Annotated in this window: 22 protein-coding genes; 14 read left to right on the top strand and 8 right to left on the bottom strand. The window is 72.2% G+C overall.

From position 1 onward, the window contains the following. Positions 1 to 63: 63 nt before the first annotated feature. Positions 64 to 1,053, top strand: coding sequence for an ABC transporter substrate-binding protein (locus MUN74_RS01430; RefSeq protein ID WP_244854598.1), 990 nt, complete (start codon positions 64 to 66; stop codon positions 1,051 to 1,053). Positions 1,054 to 1,329: 276 nt separating this feature from the next. Here the strand turns inward: MUN74_RS01430 and MUN74_RS01425 are convergent, their stop codons facing one another. Further along, positions 1,330 to 2,001 carry a FadR/GntR family transcriptional regulator gene (locus MUN74_RS01425; protein WP_244854597.1) on the bottom strand — a complete coding sequence of 224 codons (672 nt, stop codon included), beginning with the start codon at positions 1,999 to 2,001 and terminating at the stop codon, positions 1,330 to 1,332. A 31-nt stretch (positions 2,002 to 2,032) separates the two neighbouring features. Continuing rightward, a complete protein-coding gene (locus tag MUN74_RS01420; protein ID WP_244854596.1) occupies positions 2,033 to 3,571 on the bottom strand; it encodes an AlkA N-terminal domain-containing protein in 1,539 nt (512 codons plus the stop codon). A gap of 74 nt (positions 3,572 to 3,645) precedes the next feature. Here MUN74_RS01420 and MUN74_RS01415 point away from each other — a divergent pair, with 74 nt between their 5' ends. From MUN74_RS01415 to MUN74_RS01385, 7 genes are all read left to right on the top strand, one after another. Beyond that, positions 3,646 to 5,043 carry an FAD-binding oxidoreductase gene (locus MUN74_RS01415; protein ID WP_244854595.1) on the top strand — a complete coding sequence of 466 codons (1,398 nt, stop codon included), beginning with the start codon at positions 3,646 to 3,648 and terminating at the stop codon, positions 5,041 to 5,043. A gap of 88 nt (positions 5,044 to 5,131) precedes the next feature. Continuing rightward, positions 5,132 to 6,292, top strand: coding sequence for a PrsW family intramembrane metalloprotease (locus MUN74_RS01410; protein WP_244854594.1), 1,161 nt, complete (start codon positions 5,132 to 5,134; stop codon positions 6,290 to 6,292). A 65-nt stretch (positions 6,293 to 6,357) separates the two neighbouring features. Further along, positions 6,358 to 7,650 carry a GAF domain-containing protein gene (locus MUN74_RS01405; protein ID WP_244854593.1) on the top strand — a complete coding sequence of 431 codons (1,293 nt, stop codon included), beginning with the start codon at positions 6,358 to 6,360 and terminating at the stop codon, positions 7,648 to 7,650. 139 nt (positions 7,651 to 7,789) lie between these two features. Continuing rightward, positions 7,790 to 9,313 carry an acetaldehyde dehydrogenase ExaC gene (gene exaC / locus MUN74_RS01400; RefSeq protein ID WP_244854592.1) on the top strand — a complete coding sequence of 508 codons (1,524 nt, stop codon included), beginning with the start codon at positions 7,790 to 7,792 and terminating at the stop codon, positions 9,311 to 9,313. A 13-nt stretch (positions 9,314 to 9,326) separates the two neighbouring features. After that, positions 9,327 to 9,746: a DUF779 domain-containing protein gene (locus MUN74_RS01395; RefSeq protein ID WP_244854591.1), complete on the top strand. Its 420-nt coding sequence runs from the start codon at positions 9,327 to 9,329 to the stop codon at positions 9,744 to 9,746. A 230-nt stretch (positions 9,747 to 9,976) separates the two neighbouring features. Continuing rightward, positions 9,977 to 10,348: an FKBP-type peptidyl-prolyl cis-trans isomerase gene (locus MUN74_RS01390; RefSeq protein WP_244854590.1), complete on the top strand. Its 372-nt coding sequence runs from the start codon at positions 9,977 to 9,979 to the stop codon at positions 10,346 to 10,348. A 73-nt stretch (positions 10,349 to 10,421) separates the two neighbouring features. Further along, complete coding sequence (locus tag MUN74_RS01385) at positions 10,422 to 11,105, top strand: lysoplasmalogenase (protein WP_244854589.1); 684 nt, start codon at positions 10,422 to 10,424, stop codon at positions 11,103 to 11,105. Here MUN74_RS01385 and MUN74_RS01380 read toward each other — a convergent pair. Further along, positions 11,017 to 11,316: a protealysin inhibitor emfourin gene (locus MUN74_RS01380; protein WP_244854588.1), complete on the bottom strand. Its 300-nt coding sequence runs from the start codon at positions 11,314 to 11,316 to the stop codon at positions 11,017 to 11,019. The genes MUN74_RS01385 and MUN74_RS01380 overlap by 89 nt on opposite strands. Positions 11,317 to 11,373: 57 nt before the next feature. Further along, a complete protein-coding gene (locus MUN74_RS01375; RefSeq protein ID WP_244854587.1) occupies positions 11,374 to 12,462 on the bottom strand; it encodes a M4 family metallopeptidase in 1,089 nt (362 codons plus the stop codon). Between the two features lie 73 nt (positions 12,463 to 12,535). Between MUN74_RS01375 and MUN74_RS01370 the strand changes: the two genes are divergently transcribed. Continuing rightward, positions 12,536 to 13,387, top strand: coding sequence for a CPBP family glutamic-type intramembrane protease (locus MUN74_RS01370; protein WP_370647329.1), 852 nt, complete (start codon positions 12,536 to 12,538; stop codon positions 13,385 to 13,387). Positions 13,388 to 13,420: 33 nt separating this feature from the next. Here MUN74_RS01370 and MUN74_RS01365 read toward each other — a convergent pair whose 3' ends face one another. Beyond that, positions 13,421 to 13,798, bottom strand: a complete 378-nt coding sequence (locus tag MUN74_RS01365) for a DUF488 domain-containing protein (protein ID WP_244854586.1) — start codon at positions 13,796 to 13,798, stop codon at positions 13,421 to 13,423. A gap of 89 nt (positions 13,799 to 13,887) precedes the next feature. Beyond that, a complete protein-coding gene (locus tag MUN74_RS01360) occupies positions 13,888 to 14,649 on the bottom strand; it encodes an SDR family NAD(P)-dependent oxidoreductase (protein ID WP_244854585.1) in 762 nt (253 codons plus the stop codon). 137 nt (positions 14,650 to 14,786) lie between these two features. On the opposite strand from MUN74_RS01360, the gene MUN74_RS01355 reads away from it, so the two are divergent. Beyond that, on the top strand, positions 14,787 to 15,410 hold the full coding sequence (locus MUN74_RS01355) for a TetR family transcriptional regulator (RefSeq protein WP_255820941.1): 624 nt from the start codon (positions 14,787 to 14,789) through the stop codon (positions 15,408 to 15,410). A 150-nt stretch (positions 15,411 to 15,560) separates the two neighbouring features. Then, entirely contained in the window at positions 15,561 to 15,830 is a 270-nt protein-coding gene (gene rpsO / locus MUN74_RS01350; protein WP_231431357.1) for a 30S ribosomal protein S15, read from the top strand. A gap of 113 nt (positions 15,831 to 15,943) precedes the next feature. Here rpsO and MUN74_RS01345 read toward each other — a convergent pair whose 3' ends face one another. Then, positions 15,944 to 16,492: a CGNR zinc finger domain-containing protein gene (locus MUN74_RS01345; RefSeq protein WP_244854583.1), complete on the bottom strand. Its 549-nt coding sequence runs from the start codon at positions 16,490 to 16,492 to the stop codon at positions 15,944 to 15,946. A gap of 112 nt (positions 16,493 to 16,604) precedes the next feature. Here MUN74_RS01345 and MUN74_RS01340 point away from each other — a divergent pair, with 112 nt between their 5' ends. Genes MUN74_RS01340 through MUN74_RS01330 form a run of 3 tightly spaced genes read left to right on the top strand, consistent with a single transcriptional unit; the run spans position 16,605 to position 19,175 of the window. Then, positions 16,605 to 17,600 carry an EamA family transporter gene (locus MUN74_RS01340; protein WP_244854582.1) on the top strand — a complete coding sequence of 332 codons (996 nt, stop codon included), beginning with the start codon at positions 16,605 to 16,607 and terminating at the stop codon, positions 17,598 to 17,600. A 10-nt stretch (positions 17,601 to 17,610) separates the two neighbouring features. Then, positions 17,611 to 18,498 (top strand): LLM class flavin-dependent oxidoreductase, encoded by an 888-nt coding sequence (locus tag MUN74_RS01335; RefSeq protein WP_244854581.1) that lies wholly within the window; start codon positions 17,611 to 17,613, stop codon positions 18,496 to 18,498. Between the two features lie 38 nt (positions 18,499 to 18,536). Continuing rightward, on the top strand, positions 18,537 to 19,175 hold the full coding sequence (locus MUN74_RS01330) for a hypothetical protein (RefSeq protein ID WP_244854580.1): 639 nt from the start codon (positions 18,537 to 18,539) through the stop codon (positions 19,173 to 19,175). A gap of 11 nt (positions 19,176 to 19,186) precedes the next feature. On the opposite strand, the gene MUN74_RS01325 is transcribed toward MUN74_RS01330, so the two are convergent. Beyond that, positions 19,187 to 19,576, bottom strand: coding sequence for a thioredoxin family protein (locus MUN74_RS01325; RefSeq protein ID WP_244854579.1), 390 nt, complete (start codon positions 19,574 to 19,576; stop codon positions 19,187 to 19,189). Between the last annotated feature and the right edge of the window lie 58 nt (positions 19,577 to 19,634).

Raw genomic sequence — 19,634 nt, 5'->3', positions numbered from 1 at the left:
CCCCCGAAAACCGTCCCATCCCCCAACCAGCACCACCTGCACCACCGATACCAAGGAGTGAGCATGTTCAAGAAGCGCGCCATGGGCGCCGTCGTCGGCGCCGTCGCCGCGGCCCTGATCCTCGCCGGCTGCGCGAGCGACGGAGGAGACTCCGGCTCGGGCGACGGCGGCAGCGGCGACACGCCGTACGTCGCCCTCGTCTCGAAGGGCTTCCAGCACCAGTTCTGGCAGGCCGTGAAGACGGGCGCCGAGCAGGCGGCCGACGAGTACGGCGTCGAGATCACCTTCGAGGGCCCCGACACCGAGGCCGACGTCGACCAGCAGATCCAGATGCTGCAGACGGCGCTCGACAAGAGCCCCGCCGCGATCGGCTTCGCCGCGCTCGACAGCCAGGCCGCCGGCCCGCTGCTGCAGCAGGCGAAGGACTCGAACATCCCGGTCATCGCGTTCGACTCGGGCGTCGACAGCGACATCCCGCTGACGACCGCGGCGACCGACAACCTCGCCGCCGCGGCCGAGGCCGCCAAGCACCTGGCGGACGCCGTCGGCCACGAGGGCAAGGTCGCCCTCGTCGTGCACGACCAGACCTCGGTCACCGGCCAGCAGCGCCGCGACGGGTTCGTCGACTACATGGAGAAGAACGAGCCGAACATCGAGATCGTCGACATCCAGTACGGCGGCGGCGACCAGGCCAAGTCGGCCGACCTCGCCAAGGCGATCATCGCGGCGCACCCCGATCTCAAGGGCATCTACGGCTCGAACGAGGGCTCGGCGATCGGCGTCGTGCAGGCCGTGAAGGAGCTCGGCATCGACCCGGCGAAGCTCGCGGTCGTCGGCTTCGACTCGGGCAAGGCGCAGATGGACGCCATCCGCGACGGGCTCATGCTCGGCGCGATCACGCAGAACCCGATCGGCATCGGCTACGAGACCGTCAAGGCCGCCGTCGAGGCGATCGACGGCAAGGAGCTGCCGAAGACCATCGACACCGGGTTCTACTGGTACGACGCGTCGAACATCGACGACGAGGAGATCCAGGCCGTCCTCTACGAGTGAGGTCCTGAGCGTCCTCTTCGGGGGCGTCGGCTTCGGCCGGCGCCCCTTTCCTCATGCGCGCAGCGCTCGTGAGCGTTCGTGCCTGGCGGTCGTCGCGAGGGTGCATTTCCGCAATGATCAGGCCTCGGGATGCCGCCGCATTGCGGGAAAGCACCCTCGCGACGAGCGCGGCGGCGCGAGCGGGCGCAGGCGCCGCAGGCGGGCAGCGCCGCGGGCGCAGGCGCCGCAGGCGGGCAGCGCCGCGGGCGCCGCGTGCGGGCGGTGCGACTCAGGCGCTCAGAGCGCCGAGCGCAGCCACTGCTCGACGCCCGACACGTGCACGACCGTGAGGGCGGAGGCGAGGTCGGCGTCGCCCGCGGCGATCGCGTCGAGGATCGCGTGGTGCTCCTGCAGGGTGCGTTCGACGGCGCTCTCCTGGGTGATGCCGCGCCAGATGCGGGCGCGCACGGTGTGGCTCGAGAGCGAGTCGATCAGGCTCGCGAGATAGCCGTTGCCGCCGGCGTCGGCGATGCCGCGGTGGAACTCGAGGTCGTGGTCGACGAGCCCCTCGACGTCGGCGGCGTGGTCGACGCCGGCCACCGACTCGCGGAGCCGCTCGAGGTCGGTCTCGGTCGCGTTGCGCGCCGCGAGCGATGCGGCGGCCGGCTCGAGGATGCGCCGTACCGCGAAGATCTCGAGCACCGAGTGGTCGTCGTGCAGGTCGACGACGAACGACATCGCCTCGAGCAGCAGCCGAGGCTCGAGGCTCGTGACGTACGTGCCGTCGCCACGACGCACGTCGAGCACCCGGATCACCTCGAGCGCCTTGACGGCCTCGCGCAACGACGAGCGCGAGAGACCGAGGCGTTCGCTCAGTTCCTTCTCGGGCGGCAGGCGATCGCCGGGGGCGAGCTCGCCCGAGATGATCATCTCTTTGATGCGCAGGATCGCTTCGTCGGTGACGGCCATGCCGGAATGGTAGCGCGTCAGGGCTCAGACATCAGATCTCTTCGGCGGCGGCGCGCCACAGGTGCATCGACGCATAGCTGCGCCAGGGCGCCCAGTCCGTGCCGAGCGCGTCGAGCTCGGCCACGGTGCCCGGCAGGCCCAGCCGTTCGGCGCCCGCGCGCAGTGCGAGGTCGCTCGTCAGCAGCACGTCGGGTGCACGGGTGACCCGCATCGCCACGTAGCCCGCCGTCCACCGGCCGATGCCGGGGATCGCGACGAGGTCGCGCACGAGCTCGTCGCGATCCCGGTCGGCCGAGACGACGAGCTCGCTCGTCACGAGTCGCGTCGCGACGTCGACGATCGTGCGGATGCGGCTCGCGGGGCCCCGCAGCACGTCGGTGCCGTGCTCGGCGATCGCGCTCGCCGTGGGGAAGAGCCGCAGCAGGGCCTCGCTGCCGGCCGGTCCCGGGCGATCACCCGTCGCGAGCGGCTCGCCCAGCTCGGCGGCCAGCCGCGAGAGCGTCGTGCGGGCCGCCTTCACCGAGATCTGCTGGCCCACGAGCGCGCGGAAGACGAGTTCGTGCGGGTCGAGGCACCCCGGTACGCGCAGGCCCGGGTGGGCTGCGACCGAGGCGGCGAGCGCCGGGTCGGCGCCGAGTGCGGCGTCGATCGCGATGGCGTCGGCGTCGAGATCGAACAGGCGGCGCACCCGGGCGACGAGCGGCGGCAGGTCGGTGAGCGACGCGAGCCGCGCCTCGACCTCGATCGCGGGCGCGTGGGCGTCGCCGCCGGGCTCGAGCCCCACGACGGCCGCGCCGCCGGGGAGGCGGAGGGTTCGGACGAAGCGATCGCCCGTCGCGATCTCGACGCCGTCGACGGCGCGGGCCGCGAGCCAGGCGAACACGCCGCCCGCGTCGAACGGCGCCCGTGCGGGCAGCCGCAGCCGAACGATGCCGTCGTCGCTCGGTTCGCGGCGGTCGGAGGAGCGGGCGGTCAGGCGGAGCTCTCGCGGGGTGCGTTCGTACACCTCGCGGATCGTGTCGTTGAACTGGCGAACGCTGCCGAAGCCGGCGGCGAAGGCGACATCGGCCGCCGGCAGGTCGGTGGAGGTCAGCAGCGCCCGTGCGGTCTGCGCGCGGTGCGCCCGAGCGAGCCCGAGCGGACCGACGCCGAGTTCGGCGGTGACGACGCGGGTGAGATGGCGCGGGGTGTAGCCGAGATGCGCGGCGAGACCCGGCACGCCCTCGCGCTCGACGACGCCGTCGGCGATGAGCCGCATCGCGCGAGCCGCGAGGTCGTCGCGGAGGTCCCACTCGGGGGAGCCGGGAACCGCGTCGGGCAGGCACCGCTTGCAGGCGCGCAGCCCCGCCTCGTGTGCGGCGGCGGCCGTGAGGTAGAAGCTCACGTTGCCGGGCTTCGGTGTCACGGCCGGGCAGCTCGGTCGGCAGTAGATCCCCGTCGAGTGGACGCCCGTGATGAACTGGCCGTCGAAGCGCGCGTCGCGCGCCTGCATCGCCCGGTAGCGCTCGGCGAAGACGGGGTCGGCGAGCGGATCGGGCGTGCCGGTGCGCGGCGCTGCGGTGATCGTCATGACCTCAGCCTCGCACGTGCCGACGACTTCGACTAGCGGAAATCGGACGCGGGCGCCGTGGCTAGGGTGGAAGCATGCCGAACGTCGTCGCCCAGCTCGCCGATGCCCTCGGCGGGGCCGTCACCGTCGACCCCGCCGCCCTCGACGCGGCCCGAGAAGACCGATCCGGCTGGCGCGGCGACACCCCGCCGCTCGCCGTCGTCTTCGCGGGTTCGATCGACGACGTGCAGCAGGTCATGCGCATCGCCCACGCGACGTCCACGCCCGTCGTCGTCCGCGGCGCGGGCACGGGCCTCGCGGGCGGCGCCATCGCGAGCCCCGGCGCGATCGTGCTCGATCTCTCCCGCATGAACCGCATCCTCGAGATCTCCGACGCCGACGAGCTCGCGGTCGTCGAGCCGGGGGTGCTGAACGGCGACCTCAACGACGCGCTCGCGCCGCTCGGCCTCTGGTTCGCTCCCGACCCCGCGAGTCGCGCGATCTCGTCGATCGGCGGCAACATCGCGACGAACGCCGGCGGGCTGCTCTGCGCGAAGTACGGCGTGACCCGCGAGGCGGTGCTCGGCCTGGCCGTCGTGCTCGCCGACGGCCGGCTCGTGCGCCTCGGGCACCGCACCGTGAAGGGCGTCACCGGCTACGACCTCACGGCATTGTTCACGGGCTCCGAGGGCACCCTCGGCGTCATCGTCGAGGCGACCGTCCGCGTCCGCCCGCAGACCCCCGGCGCCCCGGTGACCGTCGCGGCGGCGTTCGCCGGTGTCGAGGCGGCCGCCGAGGCGTGCGCGGCCGTCACGGCCGCGCGCATCCGCCCCGCCGTGCTCGAGCTCCTCGATGCGGGCGTCGTCGCGCGGGTCGCCGCGTACCTCGGCGCCGACGCGCTCGCCGGCACGCCACTCGAGACGACGGCGCCGGGCGAGACCTTCCTCCTCGCGCAGGCCGACGACGGTTCGGCGGCGGTCGAGGCCGCTCGCATCGCCGAGCTCTTCGCCGCGGCAGGCGGCCGGGTCACGCTCTCGACCGACGCTTCGACCGGCGAGCGGCTGCTCGACATCCGGCGGGCGATGCACCCGGCCCTCGCGGCGAGCGGACAGGTGCTGATCGAGGATGTCGCGGTGCCGCGCAGCGCGCTGCCGGCGATGTTCCGTGCGATCGAGGAGATCGCCGCGCGTCGCGGTGTCGAGATCCCGACGATCGCGCACGCGGGCGACGGCAACCTGCACCCGAACTTCGTGTTCACGGGCGACGAGGTGCCCGAGCACATCTGGGCGGCTGCCGACGAGATGTTCCGCGCGGCGGTCGCGCTCGGCGGAACCCTGACGGGCGAGCACGGCGTCGGCGTGCTCAAGCGTCGCTGGCTGGCCGAGGAACTCGGCGACGACGTGTTCGAGTTGCAGCGCGCGGTCAAGGCGGTGTTCGACCCGACCGGCATCCTGAACCCGGGAGTCATGTTCGAGGCGCCGCCCGCGGGCTGAGGCTCGCACACCGCTTCCGGTTCGCGACCCGGGCCCGCCTGGGCCTTCGTCCCGGCCTCCCGGCGCGCCCGTTCGGTAGGCTGCCCCGGTGAGTCACCTCGTCCCCGGCCCAGCGCCGCAGCCCGTCGCCGTCGCACCCGCTTGGGCGGCGCCCGTCCGGGCCCGGAGCGGCGGCACCGTCTTCGCCGTCGTCGGCATCGTCGTCGGCGGCTTCGCCGCGTTGCTCGTGGTCGCCTACCTCGCGATCGCGCTCGGCGCGTCGACGCTCGTCATCGGGTCGCTGCTCGCGCTCGTCCCGCTCGCCGGGGTGCTGCTCGCGATCCGCTGGGTCGATCGCTGGGAGCCCGAGCCGCGGGGTGCGCTGTGGTTCGCGTTCCTGTGGGGCGCGGCGGTCTCGGTCGCGATCGCGCTCGTCGTCGACCTCGGCGTGCAACTGGCGGTCGCGTTCGCGACGCCGGGCGGCGCCGCCGACGAGGCGATCACCGCGGTCGTGCAGGCGCCCGTCGTCGAAGAGGTCGCGAAGGGCCTCGGCGTGCTGCTCGTCTACGCCTTCGCGAGGTGGCAGTTCGACGGACCCGTCGACGGGCTCGTCTACGCGGCGACCGTCGCGGCGGGGTTCGCGTTCACCGAGAACATCATCTACTTCGGGTCGGCGCTCATCGAGGGCGGAGCGTCCTCCCTGGGCGCGACGTTCGTCGTGCGCGGCATCTTCTCGCCCTTCGCGCACGTGCTCTTCACCGCGTGCACCGGCCTCGCGATCGGCATCGCCGCGCGTCGCGGTGCCGGCGGCGGGGGAGTGATCGGCTGGTTCCTCCTCGGCCTCGTCGGCGCCATCGCGCTGCACGCCCTCTGGAACGGCTCGCTCGCGTTCGGCGACGACTGGATCGGCCTCTACGTCACCGTCCAGGTGCCGATCTTCGTCGCCGCGATCGTGCTCGTCGTGCTCCTGCGCCGCGAAGAGGCTCGCACGACGAGACGCCGGCTCGCCGAGTACGCGGCCGCCGGCTGGTTCAGCGCCGGCGAGGTCGATCTGCTCGCGACCCCCGCCGGTCGCCGTCAGGCGAAGGCGTGGGCCCGGGCGCAGCATCCGCCCCGGATCGTCGCCATGCGACGCCTCATCACGGATGCGACGCACCTGGCATTCGCGCGTCAGCGCATCGTCTCGGGGGTCGGCGGTGCGAAGAGCGTCGCCGACGAGCAGGCGCTGCTCGCGTCGATCGTCTCCGAGCGCGCGGCGCTCATGCGCTGACCCCGGGGCGTGCCGGCCGCGGCGGATAGGATGTCGGCATCCGCAACGACGCGATCGGAGACGGCATGCCCGTGCCGCAGCGACCCCCGCAGGGATTCGACGCCCACGCCCTGCGCGATCGACTCGTGCGCGCGCAGGAGGAGGCGCTCGCCTCCGGGACGGTGCCGCCCACGCTCCGCCCGGTCGTCCGTGCCTCCTGGGAACGGGCGCTCCGCGAGGCGATCGACCCGGTGCACGCCCTGCCCGGCATCGACCTCGACGAGGACGGCTTCCTCGCGTACCGCGACGCCCACGTGCTCGCCCCCGTGCTGCCCGTGATCCGGCGGTTGCTGGTCGACGACGCGAGCGATGCCGGCCTGGTGGTCGCCGTCGGCGACGAGCACGGCCGGCTGCTGTGGGTCGAGGGCGATCCCGCCCTTCGGCACCGTGCCGAGGACATGCTGTTCGTCGCGGGAGCCGACTGGTCGGAGTCCCGAGTCGGGACGAACGCGCCGGGCACCGCCATCGAGCTCGATCGCGGAGTGCAGATCCGCGGCGCGGAGCACTTCAATCGGATCGTGCATCCGTGGAGCTGCACCGCGGCCCCGGTGCACGACCCGCGGACGGGCGCCGTGCTCGGGGTCATCGACATCACGGGCACCGACCACGCGGTGGCGCCGCACACGCTCGCACTCGTCACGGCGACCGTCGCCGCGGTCGAGGCCGAGCTCAAGCTCGCGCAGCTCGAGTCGACGGTCCGCTCGACGCTCCGCCGAAGCCGGATCCGCCCGGTCGACCCACCGCGCTGCACGCTCGACGTCCTCGGACTGCAGCGCCCCCGCCTCGGCGGACGCGAACTGGGACTCCGGCACGCCGAGATCCTGGTGCTGCTCGCCTGGCATCCACGGGGTCTCGCGGCCGAGCGCCTCGCCGACCTCGTCTACGGCGAATCGGCCGGCACCGCGACCCTCCGTTCCGAACTCGTGCGGCTCCGGCGCGTCCTCGACGTCGTGGGCGAGCCGCCGATCGAGGCGCGGCCCTACCGGCTCGCCCGGCCGCTCGCGCTCGATGCGCACGAGGTGCTCGCCCGCCTGCGGCGCGGCGCACGGCGCCTGGCGCTGGACGCCTATCCGGGGCCCCTGCTCCCAGACTCGACGGCACCCGGCATCATCGAGATCCGCGAGGAGCTCGCGAGCCGGCTCCGCGAGTCGCTCATGGCCGATGCGTCGCCCGAGCTGCTCCTCGACTACGCCGAACGCGAGGAGGGGCGCGACGACGTCGAGCTCTGGCGGGCGGCGCTCCGGCTCCTCCCGCCTCGGTCGCCGCGCCGGGCTTCGGTCGTCGCGCACCTCGAGCGTCTCGACGGCGCACTCGACTGACGGGCCCCCGCTCGGCCGCATCCCACGTGTGCCCATGCAACGCAGGTGCAACGTTCGTGCGACCGGGATGCAACCTCCGTCGGCGTACCGTGACGTCGTCCCGCTCAGGGGCATCCGACAACGACGTCAAGGAGACACGATGACCGTGTACGCCGCGCCCGGCACCCCCGGCGCGCTCATCGAGTTCAAGCCGCGCTACGAGCACTTCATCGGCGGCGAGTGGGTGAAGCCCGCAGGCGGCGCCTATTTCGAGAACATCTCGCCGGTGAACGGCAAGGCGTTCACCGAGGTCGCCCGCGGCACCGCCGCCGACATCGACGCGGCGCTCGACGCCGCCCACAAGGCCGCTCCGGCGTGGGGCCGCACGAGCGCCGCGCACCGCGCGGGCATCCTCAACGCGATCGCCGATCGCATCGACCGCAACCGGGAGCTCCTCGCCGTCGCCGAGACCTGGGACAACGGCAAGTCGATCCGCGAGCCGCTGAACGCCGACCTCCCGCTCGCGAGCGACCACTTCCGGTACTTCGCGAGCCTCATCCGCGCGCAGGAGGGCAGCTTCACGCAGCTCGACGAGGACACGGTCGCGTACCACTTCCAGGAGCCGCTCGGCGTGGTCGGGCAGATCATCCCGTGGAACTTCCCGCTGCTGATGGCCGTGTGGAAGCTCGCCCCCGCGCTCGCCGCGGGCAACGCGGTCGTGCTGAAGCCCGCCGAGCAGACCCCGACGTCGATCCTCGTCCTCGTCGAGCTCATCGCCGACCTGCTCCCCGCGGGCGTGCTCAACGTCGTGAACGGCTTCGGCGTCGAGGCGGGCAAGCCGCTCGCCTCGTCGAACCGCATCCGCAAGATCGCGTTCACGGGGGAGACGACGACCGGCCGGCTCATCCTGCAGTACGCGTCGAACAACATCATCCCCTCGACCGTCGAGCTCGGCGGCAAGAGCCCGAACATCGTGTTCGAGTCGGTCGCCGACCGGCGCGACTCGTTCTACGACAAAGCGCTCGAGGGGTTCAGCCTGTTCGCGTTCAACCAGGGCGAGGTCTGCACCTGCCCCAGCCGTTCGCTCATCCAGCGCTCGATCTACGACACCTTCCTCGACGACGCGATCGAGCGCACGAAGCAGGCGAAGCAGGGCAACCCGCTCGACACCGAGACCCAAGTGGGTGCGCAGGCGTCGAACGACCAGCTCGAGAAGATCCTGAGCTACATCGACATCGGCAAGCAGGAGGGGGCGAAGCTGCTGCTCGGCGGCGAACGGGCCGACCTCGGCGGCGACCTCAGCGAGGGCTACTACGTGCAGCCGACCATCTTCGAGGGGCAGAACCGCATGCGCCTGTTCCAGGAGGAGATCTTCGGCCCCGTCGTCGCCGTCACGAGCTTCACCGACTACGACGACGCCATCTCGATCGCGAACGACACCCTCTACGGGCTCGGCGCGGGCGTCTGGAGCCGCAACGGCAACGAGGCGTACCGGGCCGGTCGCGACATCCAGGCCGGTCGCGTCTGGGTGAACAACTACCACGCGTACCCCGCAGGCGCCGCCTTCGGCGGGTACAAGTCGTCGGGCATCGGCCGTGAGAACAACAAGCTCGCCCTCGATCACTACCAGCAGACGAAGAACCTGCTCGTGAGCTACAACGAGAACCCGCTCGGGTTCTTCTGATCGGCGGTCCCACATGTCGCTCGAACGGTTCGCGGAGGGCGTCGTCGGCAGCGTCGTGATCGTGGGGGAGTCGTCGCCGCGGGTGGAGCTCTCACCCGCGGCGGCGGCGCTCGTCGACCGGCTCTGGGCGGCGCACGGCCCGCTCATGTTCCACCAGTCCGGCGGGTGCTGCGACGGCAGTTCGCCGATCTGCTACCCCGCGGGGGAGTTCCTCACGAGCGACGCCGACGTGCTCCTCGGCGAGCTCGAGATCGGTGCGGATGCCGCGGGCGCGATGCGAGTCGTCGGGTTCTGGATGTCGGCCGAGCAGTTCGCGTACTGGAGGCACACGCACCTCACCGTCGACGTCGTGCCGGGTCGGGGAAGCGGCTTCTCGATCGAGGCACCCGAGGGCGTCCGCTTCCTCATCAGGTCCCGGCTGATGGAGGAATGAACTCATCGCAGGGCGGCGGACCGCCTGCTCCGTCGCGTCCCGGCGGCCGGCACCACGTGCCGCCGAGACGGAGAAATCCGCCGCCCTGTGGTGTGGCACTGCCGACATCTCTACGGGGCGACGGATCTCTTAGGGTTCCAGCGTGCATGGTGTTCGCCAGTAGCGCAAGACCCCGGTGGACATCCGTCCGCGTTGGACACGGGCACGCGGCATCCGTTTTGATTGAGGGCATGACCGATACGAACAGCAAGCCCGAGATCGACGCTCCCGAGGGTCCGGCCCCCGTCGAGCTGGTGATCGAAGACATCGTCGTGGGCGACGGCGCGGAGGCGCAGCCCGGCTCGACGGTCGACGTGCACTACCTCGGCGTCGACTACGAGACGGGCGACGAGTTCGACTCGTCGTGGAGCCGCGGCCAGTCGATCAACTTCCCCCTCTCGGCCCTCATCACGGGCTGGAAGGAGGGCATCCCCGGTATGAAGGTGGGCGGTCGCCGCCAGCTCATCGTGCCCGCGCACAAGGCCTACGGCCCTGCCGGCGGCGGTCACCCGCTGTCGGGCAAGACCCTGATCTTCGTGATCGACCTGCTCGGCGTCAGCTGAGACCGAGACCAGTGAGAAGGCCGGTGGGCGAGCGCCCGCCGGCCTTCGTCGTCGGTTCGGCTAGCATTCGAGCGTGCTCCCAGCCTTCGCCCCCTACCTCGTCGTCTCCGTCGCGCACCTCCTGCTGCAGTACGTCGGCCCCGCGTGGAGCGTGACCGCGACGAAGGTGCTCCTGATGCCGCTGCTCGCGCTCGCCGTCGTGCTCGTCTCGCGGCGGCAGGCCTCACCGATTCCGGTGCTGCTCCTCGCCGGCATCGGGCTCTCGTGGGGTGGCGACGTGCTCCTCACGTTCCCGGGCGATCTCTGGTTCGTGGCCGGCCTCGCCTCGTTCCTCGCCGCGCACGTCGCGTACATCGTGCTCTTCCTGCGGATGCCGCACGCCCGACGCCGCCCGCCGCTGTGGGCGCTCGTCTACCCGCTCTGGGTGGTCGGAATGCTCGTGCTGCTGCTTCCCGGCGCGGGCGCCCTGGGCGTGCCGGTCGTCGCCTACGCGCTCGTCATCGGCACGATGGCGATCAGCGCCTCGCTGCACGGCGGCTGGATCGCCCTCGGCGCAGCCCTCTTCGTCGTCTCGGACTCGGTGCTCGCGATGGGCCGGTTCCTGCCGGGCTACGAGTTCGCCGCCCACGACTTCGCCGTGATGTCGACCTACCTCGCGGCGCAGGGCCTCATCGCGTTCGGGGTGCTGGTGGCGGCTCGCGGTGCGGCGGCGCGGTCTCGCGAACCCGGTCGACCAGTTCTCGCCACGGACCGGTGACCTGCCCCTCGGCGAGCAGCGCCTCGTGCGGTTCGCACTCGATCCGGTACACGTAGCGGTCGGGCTCGGGCGGCGCGGGCGGAACGTCGCGCCAGGGCAGCTCGTCGACGAGCACCACCCACGCGTCGGCGTCGGGCTGTTCGTCGACGTCGACCCGCCACGTGATGCGAAGGCCGGCCAGGCCGCCGGACCGCTGCACGATGATCTCCATCGTGCTGGATGCTACTCCTCGATCACTGCTCGTGGCGGTCTTCGCCCGACTCCTCGATCACTCCTGGTGCCCGGCCTCGCCAGCCTCGGGCAGCACGCCGACCGTCTGCCAGCCCGACCGCACGGCCCGCACTTCGCGTGAGTCGGCGCCGAACCGCTGCTCGGCCTGGTGCACGGTCTCGGTCGCGAACTCGGCGAACGTCGCGTCGCGGCCGAGCCGGCCGGAAGTGAGGGTGTCGTACCAGATGCGCCCCACGTGCTCCCACGCGAACCCGCCGAGCTCGCGCGCGGCGAGCGCGAACGCCCGGTTCGGGATGCCGGAGTTGAGGTGCACACCGCCGTTGTCGTCGGTCGTCTCGACGTAGTCGCGCATGTGGGCGGGCTGCGGGTCGCGGCCGAGCACGTCGTCGTCGTATGCGGTGCCGGGCTCGAGCATCGAACGCAGCGCGCGCCCCTGCACCTCGGGCGTGAAGATGCCCTCGCCGATGAGCCAGGTCGCCGCCTCGGCGTCTTGCCCGAGCGCGTACTGCTCGACGAGTGCTCCGAAGGCGTCGGAGACGTGCTCGTTGAGCGCGCCGGGCTGACCCTGGTAGCGCAGGCCCGCGGTGTGCTCGGTCACGCCGTGGGACAGCTCGTGCCCGATGACGCTCAGCGAGTCGGTGAACCCCCGGAACACCTCGCCGTCGCCGTCGCCGAACACCATGCGCTCGCCGTCCCAGAAGGCGTTGTCGTACTTCTCGCCGAAGTGCACGGTCGCCTCGAGCGGCATGCCGCGGCCGTCGATCGAGTCGCGACCGAAGACGCGGTCGTAGAGGCGGTGGGTGTCGCCGAGGCCGTTGTAGGCGTCGTCGACCGACTCGTCACCCGTCGCGTGCTCGCCCTCGCGGCGCACGAGCCGGCCGGGCAGCTTCTCGGTGCCCTCGGCGTCGGAGATGCGGCGGTCGGGATGCGACGGAGCGTCGGGCAGCGCCGCGGGCAGACGTGGCTCGGCGCGATCGGGCGGCAGCAGCGGCGGCACCCCGCGCAGCTCGCGTCGCGGTGCGTCGTGCAGCAGCGAGCGCCTGGCCGCCTCGGCGGCGAGCGGGAACCGGTGCCCCGAATCGGCGATGCGGTCGAGCAGGTAGGGCGGAACGATCGTCTGCTGCATGCCTCGATCGTCGCACCGCCCGGCGACATTCGGCCGCGCCGCACCGTGGCGTGACGCATGCCATGCTGGGGGCGTGACCGCCCGCCTCGCCGACCCTGCCGGATCGCCCGCCGACGTCCGCACGCACGCCGTCGCGCTCGTGCCCGCGATCCTCGTCTGCGGCGCCGCGATCCTGCTGTTCGGCCTGCGCTGGCAATGGGCGGGATGGACTGCGCTCGTCGTGGGCGTGCTCGTCGCGTGGCTCTGCGACCGCGCCGGCCGCACCGAGCGCCTCGCACCCGATCTCGCCCTCATCGCCGTCGGGCAGGCGATCATCTCGACGATGTCGCTCCACGCCGACCTCAGCGACGCCGGCATGGTGCGGTTCGCGGTCGTGCTCGGCCTCGCGGTCGCCGTGCCGTTCGTCATCTCCCGGTTCGTCTACCGCGAGCGCACGATCCGCTTCCCGTGGCGCACACGGCGGCGGTGGACGCGCACCCAGTGGCTCTACCTCGTGGGCGTCACGGCAGCCGGATGGCTCATCCTGCCCGCGTACTTCATCGGATCGGGGGTCTACGAGAACTGGCCCGCGGTGAGCGGCCCGAACGAGATCGCGCGGCTCGCGGTCGGCGTGACCGCGGTCGGCACGTGGGACGAGCTCTTCTTCATCTGCACGGTGTTCGCGCTGCTCATGCGGCACTTCCCCGCCTGGCAGGCGAACCTGCTGCAGGCGACGGTCTTCGTCTCGTTCCTGTGGGAGCTCGGCTACCAGAGCTGGGGGCCGCTGCTCACGATCCCGTTCGCGCTCGTGCAGGGCTACACGTTCAAGCTCACGAAGTCGCTCACGTACGTGCTCGTCGTGCACCTGCTGTTCGACCTGGTGGTGTTCCTCGTGATCGTCTACGCCCACACGGGCGTACCCGCGATCTTCCCGCTCACGCCCTGAGCGGGCGGTCGTGCGTCGGTGAGCCGCGGCCGCTCAGTCGCCTTCGACCGCAGCCCCGTGCGCGGCGAGCCAGCCGAGCAGCACCTCGGCGTGGTTCACCTGCGTGTCGCGCGCGCCGTACAGCAGGGTGACGCGGTCGTGCTCGCGGCCGATCTCGAGCAGCGCTCCGCCCGCCTCGCCCTCGTCGAGCTCGGCCCGGTAGCGTGCGGCGAAGTGCTCGAAGTCGCCCACGCGGTCGGGTGCGTGGTGCCACTCGGTGCGCAGTTCGGGGGAGGGGGCGACGTCCTTGTCCCACAGGTCGAGCTCGGCGCGCTCCTTGCTCACCCCGCGCGGCCACAGGCGGTCGACGAGCACCCGGTAGCCGTCGCCCGCCTCGGCGGGCTCGTACACGCGCTTGATCACGAAGGCCATGGCCCCAGTCTCGCCCCGGCGTCGTGGAGAAGCAACGGATGCCCCGTGCCGACGCGCGGCACGGGGCATCCCGTTCGTGGATCGATGGGTCAGATGGCCGACCAGCCGCCGTCCGATGCGAGCACGACACCCGACACGTTGGCGGAGTCGTCGGAGAGGAGCCAGGTGATCGCCGCGGCGAGCTGCTCGGGCTCGGCCGGCACGAGGGCGAGCGCCCCGAGCACCGGGCCGAGCACCTTGCCCGCGTGCTCCGACTTGAAGGGCGCCTCGATGTTGGTCTTCACGCCGCCGGGGGCGACCGCGTTCACGCGGATGCCCGAGCCCGAGTACATGACCGAGGTGTTCTTCGTGAAGCCGACGACGGCGTGCTTCGAGGTCGTGTAGGCCGCGCCGGCCGACGCGCCGCGGATGCCCGCCTCGCTCGTGACGTTGACGATCGAGCCCGAGCCCTGCTCGAGCATCTTGGGCAGCACGGCGCGGGTGAGGCGCATGACCGCGGTGACGTTGACGTTCATGACGCGCTCCCACGTCGCGTCATCGACCTCGGCGGCCGGCAGGAAGGCGTCCATGATGCCGGCGACGTTGGCGAGCACGTCGACGCGGTCGCCCGCGGCGGCGACGAGCGCCTGCACGTTCTCCTCGACCGTGATGTCGCCCGCGACGGCGACGATGTCGAGCGACGGGTGCTCGGCGACGAGGGCGTCGAGGCGCTCCTTCGAGACGTCGGCCGCGACCACGCGGGCGCCCTCCGATGCGAGCCGCACGGTCGTCGCGAGGCCGATGCCCGAGCCGGCGCCGGTCACGATCGCGACCTTGCCGTCGAAGCGTCCGGGGGTGATGGCGGTGTTCATTGCTGCTCCTCAGCGGTGAGTGCGGCGTCGTGGGATGCGCGGCGTCGCGGTGGGGTTCGCCGACCTGGGTTCGAGTCGGTCCACTAGTTATAACACTCAGTGCCATAAAATGTTCCCGAGAGAATGGCGGTGTGAACATGGATGCCTCGAGCCCGAGCCGTCCGGCGCCCGACGGCGCCCGACCCGGGGGCGTTCGCGGCCGTCCGGTCGAGGTCGACGCCGAAGCGCTGGCCGCGCGCGCGCTCGCGCTCTTCACCGAGCTCGGGTTCGACGAGGTCACGATGGCCGACGTCGCCGAGGCGGCGGGCGTGAGCCGGCGCACCCTGTTCCGCTACTTCCCGTCGAAGCCCGACCTCGTGTGGGGCGGATTCGACGAGGCGATCGAGCGGTTCCGGGCGGCGCTCGCCGGCGACGCGGTCGTGCCCGGAGACCGGGCGCCGGCCGCGGTCGCACGGCTCCACCGCGCCTACGTCGCGATGGCCGAGTTCCCGCCCGAGCTCGTCGAGGTGACCCGTCAACGCCTGCGCATCATCGACGCGAACGCGTCGGTGCTCGCTCACGGGCTCGCGAAGTTCGGCGCCGTGCACGAACTGCTCGAGCCGCTCCTGGGCGCGCCGGCTTCGCTGCGCGCGCACCTGCTCGCCGATCTCTACGTCACGACCGGGTTCAGCGCGATGCGCTGGTGGGCGCGCAGCGGCAGTGGCACGCCGGCCGAGGCCGTCGACGCCGCGCTGACGCTGCTCGAGGGATCGTTCGACTGACGGTCGCGCGTTCGTCGGGAGCGGCGGGCGGTCGGCCCGAGGCATCCGTTCTGCTAGAGTATTGAGGTTGCCGTGAATCGGCCGCGCATCAAGAGAGCCCAGGCATTCGGCCCCGGGCAGCGCGCAACAAGGAGAAAGGGGATCCCATCTATGGCACTCGAAGCAGACGTCAAGAAGGCGATCATCGAAGAGTACGCGACGCACCCCGGTGACACTGGATCCCCCGAGGTCCAGATCGCGCTGCTCACCAAGCGCATCAAGGACCTCACCGAGCACCTGAAGGAGCACAAGCACGACCACCACTCGCGTCGTGGCCTGCTGCTCCTCGTCGGTCAGCGTCGTCGTCTCCTCGGCTACCTCGCCGATGTCGACATCGCGCGCTACCGCTCGCTCATCGAGCGTCTCGGCCTGCGCCGCTAAGCGCAGTTCCTCGCGCGGCTCTCGAAACTGAGCCTGCCGGGTCTTCGACCTGGCGCGAACGTCTTGCGAAGGCCCCCACCGATTCGGTGGGGGCCTTCGTCATGCCCTGACGATCAGTCGGCGCTGCGCGCCCGGTGGGCGCGAGCCGCCATGCGGTTGCCGCAGCGCGTGCTGCAGTAGCGGCGCGAAGCGTTCTTCGACAGGTCTGCGAAGAGCCCGGTGCAGTCGTCGGCAGCACACTCGCGCAGGCGTGCGGTCTCGTCGGCGCGCACGACGTCGACGAGCGCCATCGCCGCCTCGACGAGCATGCGCTCGGCGAGTGGCGCCTCGGGAGAGGTCGCGTGGATGTGCCAGTCGGAGTCGTCATGGCGCACGAGCCGGGGGAGCGCTCCGGCCTCGGCGAGGATCGCGTTCACCTCGTCGACGACCTCGTCGCGCGGCCGGCCCCAGATGCCGCGAATCCGCTCGCGCGCCTCGCGGACCTCGGCGAGCTCGGCGGCATCTCCGTCGCGTCGTCCGGAGTACTGCCAGGCGCCGATGAGCGCCGAGAGCTGCGCCGTCGTCGCGAGCTCGTCGTCGCCCGACTCGGAGGCGCCGGGCACCGTGTCGGCGAGTGCCGCGGCGAACTCGAGCGCCGCGATCGTGTCATCGGTGAAAAGCATTTGACTCCTGACCTCGTCGAGGGGTACTGTCACGAGCATAACGGGGTTCACTCATGACGAGGGAGTGGACTCGGGCGCGGACCGCAGGTGGTCCCGACGGCGAGGAGGCGACATGACGTCACGGCGACGCGGGGTGCTCGGCATCACGCTCGGGCTCGCAGCGGGCCTCGCATTCGGCATCGGCGGCGTGTTCGTGAAACCGCTGCTCGAATCCGGCTGGTCACCTGGCGCGGCGGTGCTCGCGCGCATCTCGATCGCCGCGGTCCTCCTCGCGATCCCGGGAGCCGTCGCCCTCCGCGGCGACTTCCGCCCCCTCTGGCGCGCCAAGTGGACGGTGCTCCTCTACGGGCTCGTCGCCGTCGCCGGCGTGCAGTTCTTCTTCTACGCCTCGCTCGAGCGCATCCCCGTGTCGATGACGCTCCTCATCGAGTACCTCGCGCCGATCGCGCTCGTGCTGTTCGCGTGGCTGCGCACCCGGCGCGTGCCGCAGCGCGTCGTGCTCGCCGGCTCCGTGCTCGCGCTCGCCGGCCTCGTGCTCGTGATCGGACCGGGCGGCGGCGGGCTCGACCCGCTCGGGCTGGCGTTCGCCGCGCTCGCGATGATCGGCGTCTGCGTGTACTACGCGGTGGGCGAGTCGTCGGCCGAGCAGCTGCCGCCCGTCGCGCTGATCGCGGCCGGCTTCGTCGTCGGCGCCGTCGCGCTCGGGCTCGCGGGGCTCACGGGCCTGCTGCCGATGCAGGCGTCGACCGCCGAGGTCGCGTTCCTCGGCGCGTCCGCCCCCTGGTACGTGCCGCTCATCGCAGTCGGCCTCATCTCGACGGCCTTCGCCTACACGGCCGGCATCGCCTCGATCGGCATGCTCGGCTCGCGCCTCGCGGCCTTCCTCGGTCTCTCCGAAGTCGTGTTCGCGGCCATCGCCGGTTGGATCCTCCTCGGCGAGGCGCTCGGTCCGCTGCAGATCCTCGGCGGCGTGCTCATCCTCGCCGGCATCGTGTGCGTGAAACTGGAGCGTTCCGAGCCGCGCGGTGCCGCGGTCGTCGAGCTCGGTGCCGAGCCCGTGCCGGTCACGGCCTCCACGCCTGCAGTCTCCGCCGACCACTCCGCCTAGGCTTGCAGTCATGCGCTTCGGCATCGTCATCCTGCCCCAGTTCGACTGGCCCGACGCCGCCCGGTACTGGCGCGCGGCCGAGACCTACGGGTTCGACCACGCGTGGACCTACGACCACCTCGCGTGGCGCAGCCTCGCGGGCGAGCGCTGGCACGCGACCGTTCCGACGCTGACCGCCGCGGCGACCGTCACCGAGCGCATCGGGCTCGGCACCTTCGTCTCGCACCCGAACTACCGTCACCCGGTGACGCTCGCGAAGGACATCGCGACCGTCGACCAGATCGCCGGTGGCCGGGTGCTCCTCGGCATCGGGTCGGGCGGCACCGGATTCGACGCGCACGTGCTCGGACAGCCCGAGCTCACGCCGCGACAGCGGGCCGACCGCTTCGAGGAGTTCGTGCACGGTCTCGACGCGCTGCTCCGCTTCGAGGAGCCGGGCGCGGACGGCATCTCGTTCACGGGCGACTGGTTCACCGCCGACGGCGCGCGGATGGTGGGCGAGCCCGCCCAGCGCCCGCGGATGCCGCTGCACCTCGCCGCGAACGGCCCGCGCGGGCTCGCCCTCGTGGCCTCGGCCGCCGACGGCTGGATCACGACCGGCGGCGACGACGACGGCACGGATGCCTGGTGGCGGGGGGTCGCCCGGCTCGTCGAGCGCCTCGAGGCGGCATGCGAGACGGCCGGTCGCGAGCCGCGGGCGGTCGCGCGCACCCTGTCGCTCGACTCGGAGGCGCGGTTCAGCCTCGCGAGTGTCGACGCCTTCGACGACGCGGTCGGCCGCGCCCGGGAGCTCGGCTTCACCGATGTCGTCTCGCACTGGCCACGCCGCACCGGCATCTACGCCGGCGAGGAGCGCGTGCTCGACGAGGTGGCGGGCCGGCTCGACGCCCTGCGCTGACACCGGCCCCGAGGCATCCGCGCGATAGCCTGTTCTGCGTGCCTGCCCCCCGCCGGAAGCCCCTGCTCGCCTGGGAACCGCTGCCGTACCTCGTCGTCGTCGTGCTGCTCATCGCGACGACGGTCATTCGCCCCGAGTCGCCCGCCTGGTTGTTCTGGCCGTTCACGATCGCGCTCGTCGCGGCCGTGGCGTGGGTCGTCGCGGGCCTCGTGCCGCGTCGCCGCACCAACCCCGACCAGTGGGGTGACCTCGCGGCGCTCGACGGCCTCGTCGTCGTCGATGCTCCACACGCGGACCGCGAGGTCCGGGCGATCGCGCCCGTGAACGATGCCCGCCGTCACCAGGCCGCGATCGAGCTCGCCCGCCTGCACGGCGGGGCCGACCAGGCCGCGGTGCTCGTGCCGCGGGCGAACCGCTGGCTCACGCGGCGCTACCGCATCGGCGTGCAGCTCGTCGGTGGTGACCGACCGCGCCACGCGGGCTTCCTCAGCGACGCCGTCGACGCGCACTGGCGCGACCGGCTCGACGCGCTCGCGCAGACCCGACGCTACGCGCGGGTGCCGGCGCGCATCACCGGCTCCGGGCGCCCGTTCGGCGTCGAGCTCGATCTGTCGGGGCTCGAAGGGGCGCTGACCGATGCGGGCGTGACGAACGGCGAGGTGGCCGGCGAGGACTGACCGGCCGCGGCTCAGACGCCGTCGGTGCCGGTCGCCTCACCGGCTTCCTGCGAAGCGAGCTGCTCGCGCACCTGGTCCATGTCGAGGGCGCGCACCTGCGAGACGAGCTCGTCGAGCATCGGGCGGGGGAGTGCTCCGGCCTGGGCGAACACGCCGATGCCGTCCTTGAAAGCCATGATCGTCGGGATCGACGTGATGTTCATGGCGGCGGCGAGCTGCTGCTGGTCCTCCGTGTCGACCTTCGCGAACACGAGGTCGGGGTTCGCCTCGGAGGCTGCCTCGTAGTTGGGCGCGAACTGGCGGCACGGGCCGCACCACGCCGCCCAGAAGTCGACGAAGACGGTGCCGCCCTCGAGGATGGTCTTCTCGAAGGTGTCCAGGGTGAGCGCGACGGTAGCCATCCCTCCAGCGTAGGCGACCTGACTGAGCGCTCGCCCAGCAGCGACCGCACAGCCGCTA

Origin of the sequence: Agromyces sp. H17E-10, assembly GCF_022919715.1 — a bacterium.
Lineage (GTDB): Bacteria > Actinomycetota > Actinomycetes > Actinomycetales > Microbacteriaceae > Agromyces.
This window is presented reverse-complemented; position numbering and strand designations above follow the sequence as displayed.

Excerpts from the sequence above, each read along its gene's own strand:
- MUN74_RS01430 (WP_244854598.1), top strand. The coding sequence starts at position 64 with ATGTTCAAGAAGCGCGCCATGGGCGCCGTCGTCGGCGCCGTCGCCGCG.
- MUN74_RS01425 (WP_244854597.1), bottom strand. The coding sequence starts at position 2,001 with ATGGCCGTCACCGACGAAGCGATCCTGCGCATCAAAGAGATGATCATC.
- MUN74_RS01420 (WP_244854596.1), bottom strand. The coding sequence starts at position 3,571 with ATGACGATCACCGCAGCGCCGCGCACCGGCACGCCCGATCCGCTCGCC.
- MUN74_RS01415 (WP_244854595.1), top strand. The coding sequence starts at position 3,646 with ATGCCGAACGTCGTCGCCCAGCTCGCCGATGCCCTCGGCGGGGCCGTC.
- MUN74_RS01405 (WP_244854593.1), top strand. The coding sequence starts at position 6,358 with ATGCCCGTGCCGCAGCGACCCCCGCAGGGATTCGACGCCCACGCCCTG.
- exaC (WP_244854592.1), top strand. The coding sequence starts at position 7,790 with ATGACCGTGTACGCCGCGCCCGGCACCCCCGGCGCGCTCATCGAGTTC.
- MUN74_RS01395 (WP_244854591.1), top strand. The coding sequence starts at position 9,327 with ATGTCGCTCGAACGGTTCGCGGAGGGCGTCGTCGGCAGCGTCGTGATC.
- MUN74_RS01390 (WP_244854590.1), top strand. The coding sequence starts at position 9,977 with ATGACCGATACGAACAGCAAGCCCGAGATCGACGCTCCCGAGGGTCCG.
- MUN74_RS01380 (WP_244854588.1), bottom strand. The coding sequence starts at position 11,316 with ATGGAGATCATCGTGCAGCGGTCCGGCGGCCTGGCCGGCCTTCGCATC.
- MUN74_RS01375 (WP_244854587.1), bottom strand. The coding sequence starts at position 12,462 with ATGCAGCAGACGATCGTTCCGCCCTACCTGCTCGACCGCATCGCCGAT.
- MUN74_RS01365 (WP_244854586.1), bottom strand. The coding sequence starts at position 13,798 with ATGGCCTTCGTGATCAAGCGCGTGTACGAGCCCGCCGAGGCGGGCGAC.
- MUN74_RS01360 (WP_244854585.1), bottom strand. The coding sequence starts at position 14,649 with ATGAACACCGCCATCACCCCCGGACGCTTCGACGGCAAGGTCGCGATC.
- MUN74_RS01355 (WP_255820941.1), top strand. The coding sequence starts at position 14,787 with ATGGATGCCTCGAGCCCGAGCCGTCCGGCGCCCGACGGCGCCCGACCC.
- rpsO (WP_231431357.1), top strand. The coding sequence starts at position 15,561 with ATGGCACTCGAAGCAGACGTCAAGAAGGCGATCATCGAAGAGTACGCG.
- MUN74_RS01345 (WP_244854583.1), bottom strand. The coding sequence starts at position 16,492 with ATGCTTTTCACCGATGACACGATCGCGGCGCTCGAGTTCGCCGCGGCA.
- MUN74_RS01340 (WP_244854582.1), top strand. The coding sequence starts at position 16,605 with ATGACGTCACGGCGACGCGGGGTGCTCGGCATCACGCTCGGGCTCGCA.
- MUN74_RS01335 (WP_244854581.1), top strand. The coding sequence starts at position 17,611 with ATGCGCTTCGGCATCGTCATCCTGCCCCAGTTCGACTGGCCCGACGCC.
- MUN74_RS01325 (WP_244854579.1), bottom strand. The coding sequence starts at position 19,576 with ATGGCTACCGTCGCGCTCACCCTGGACACCTTCGAGAAGACCATCCTC.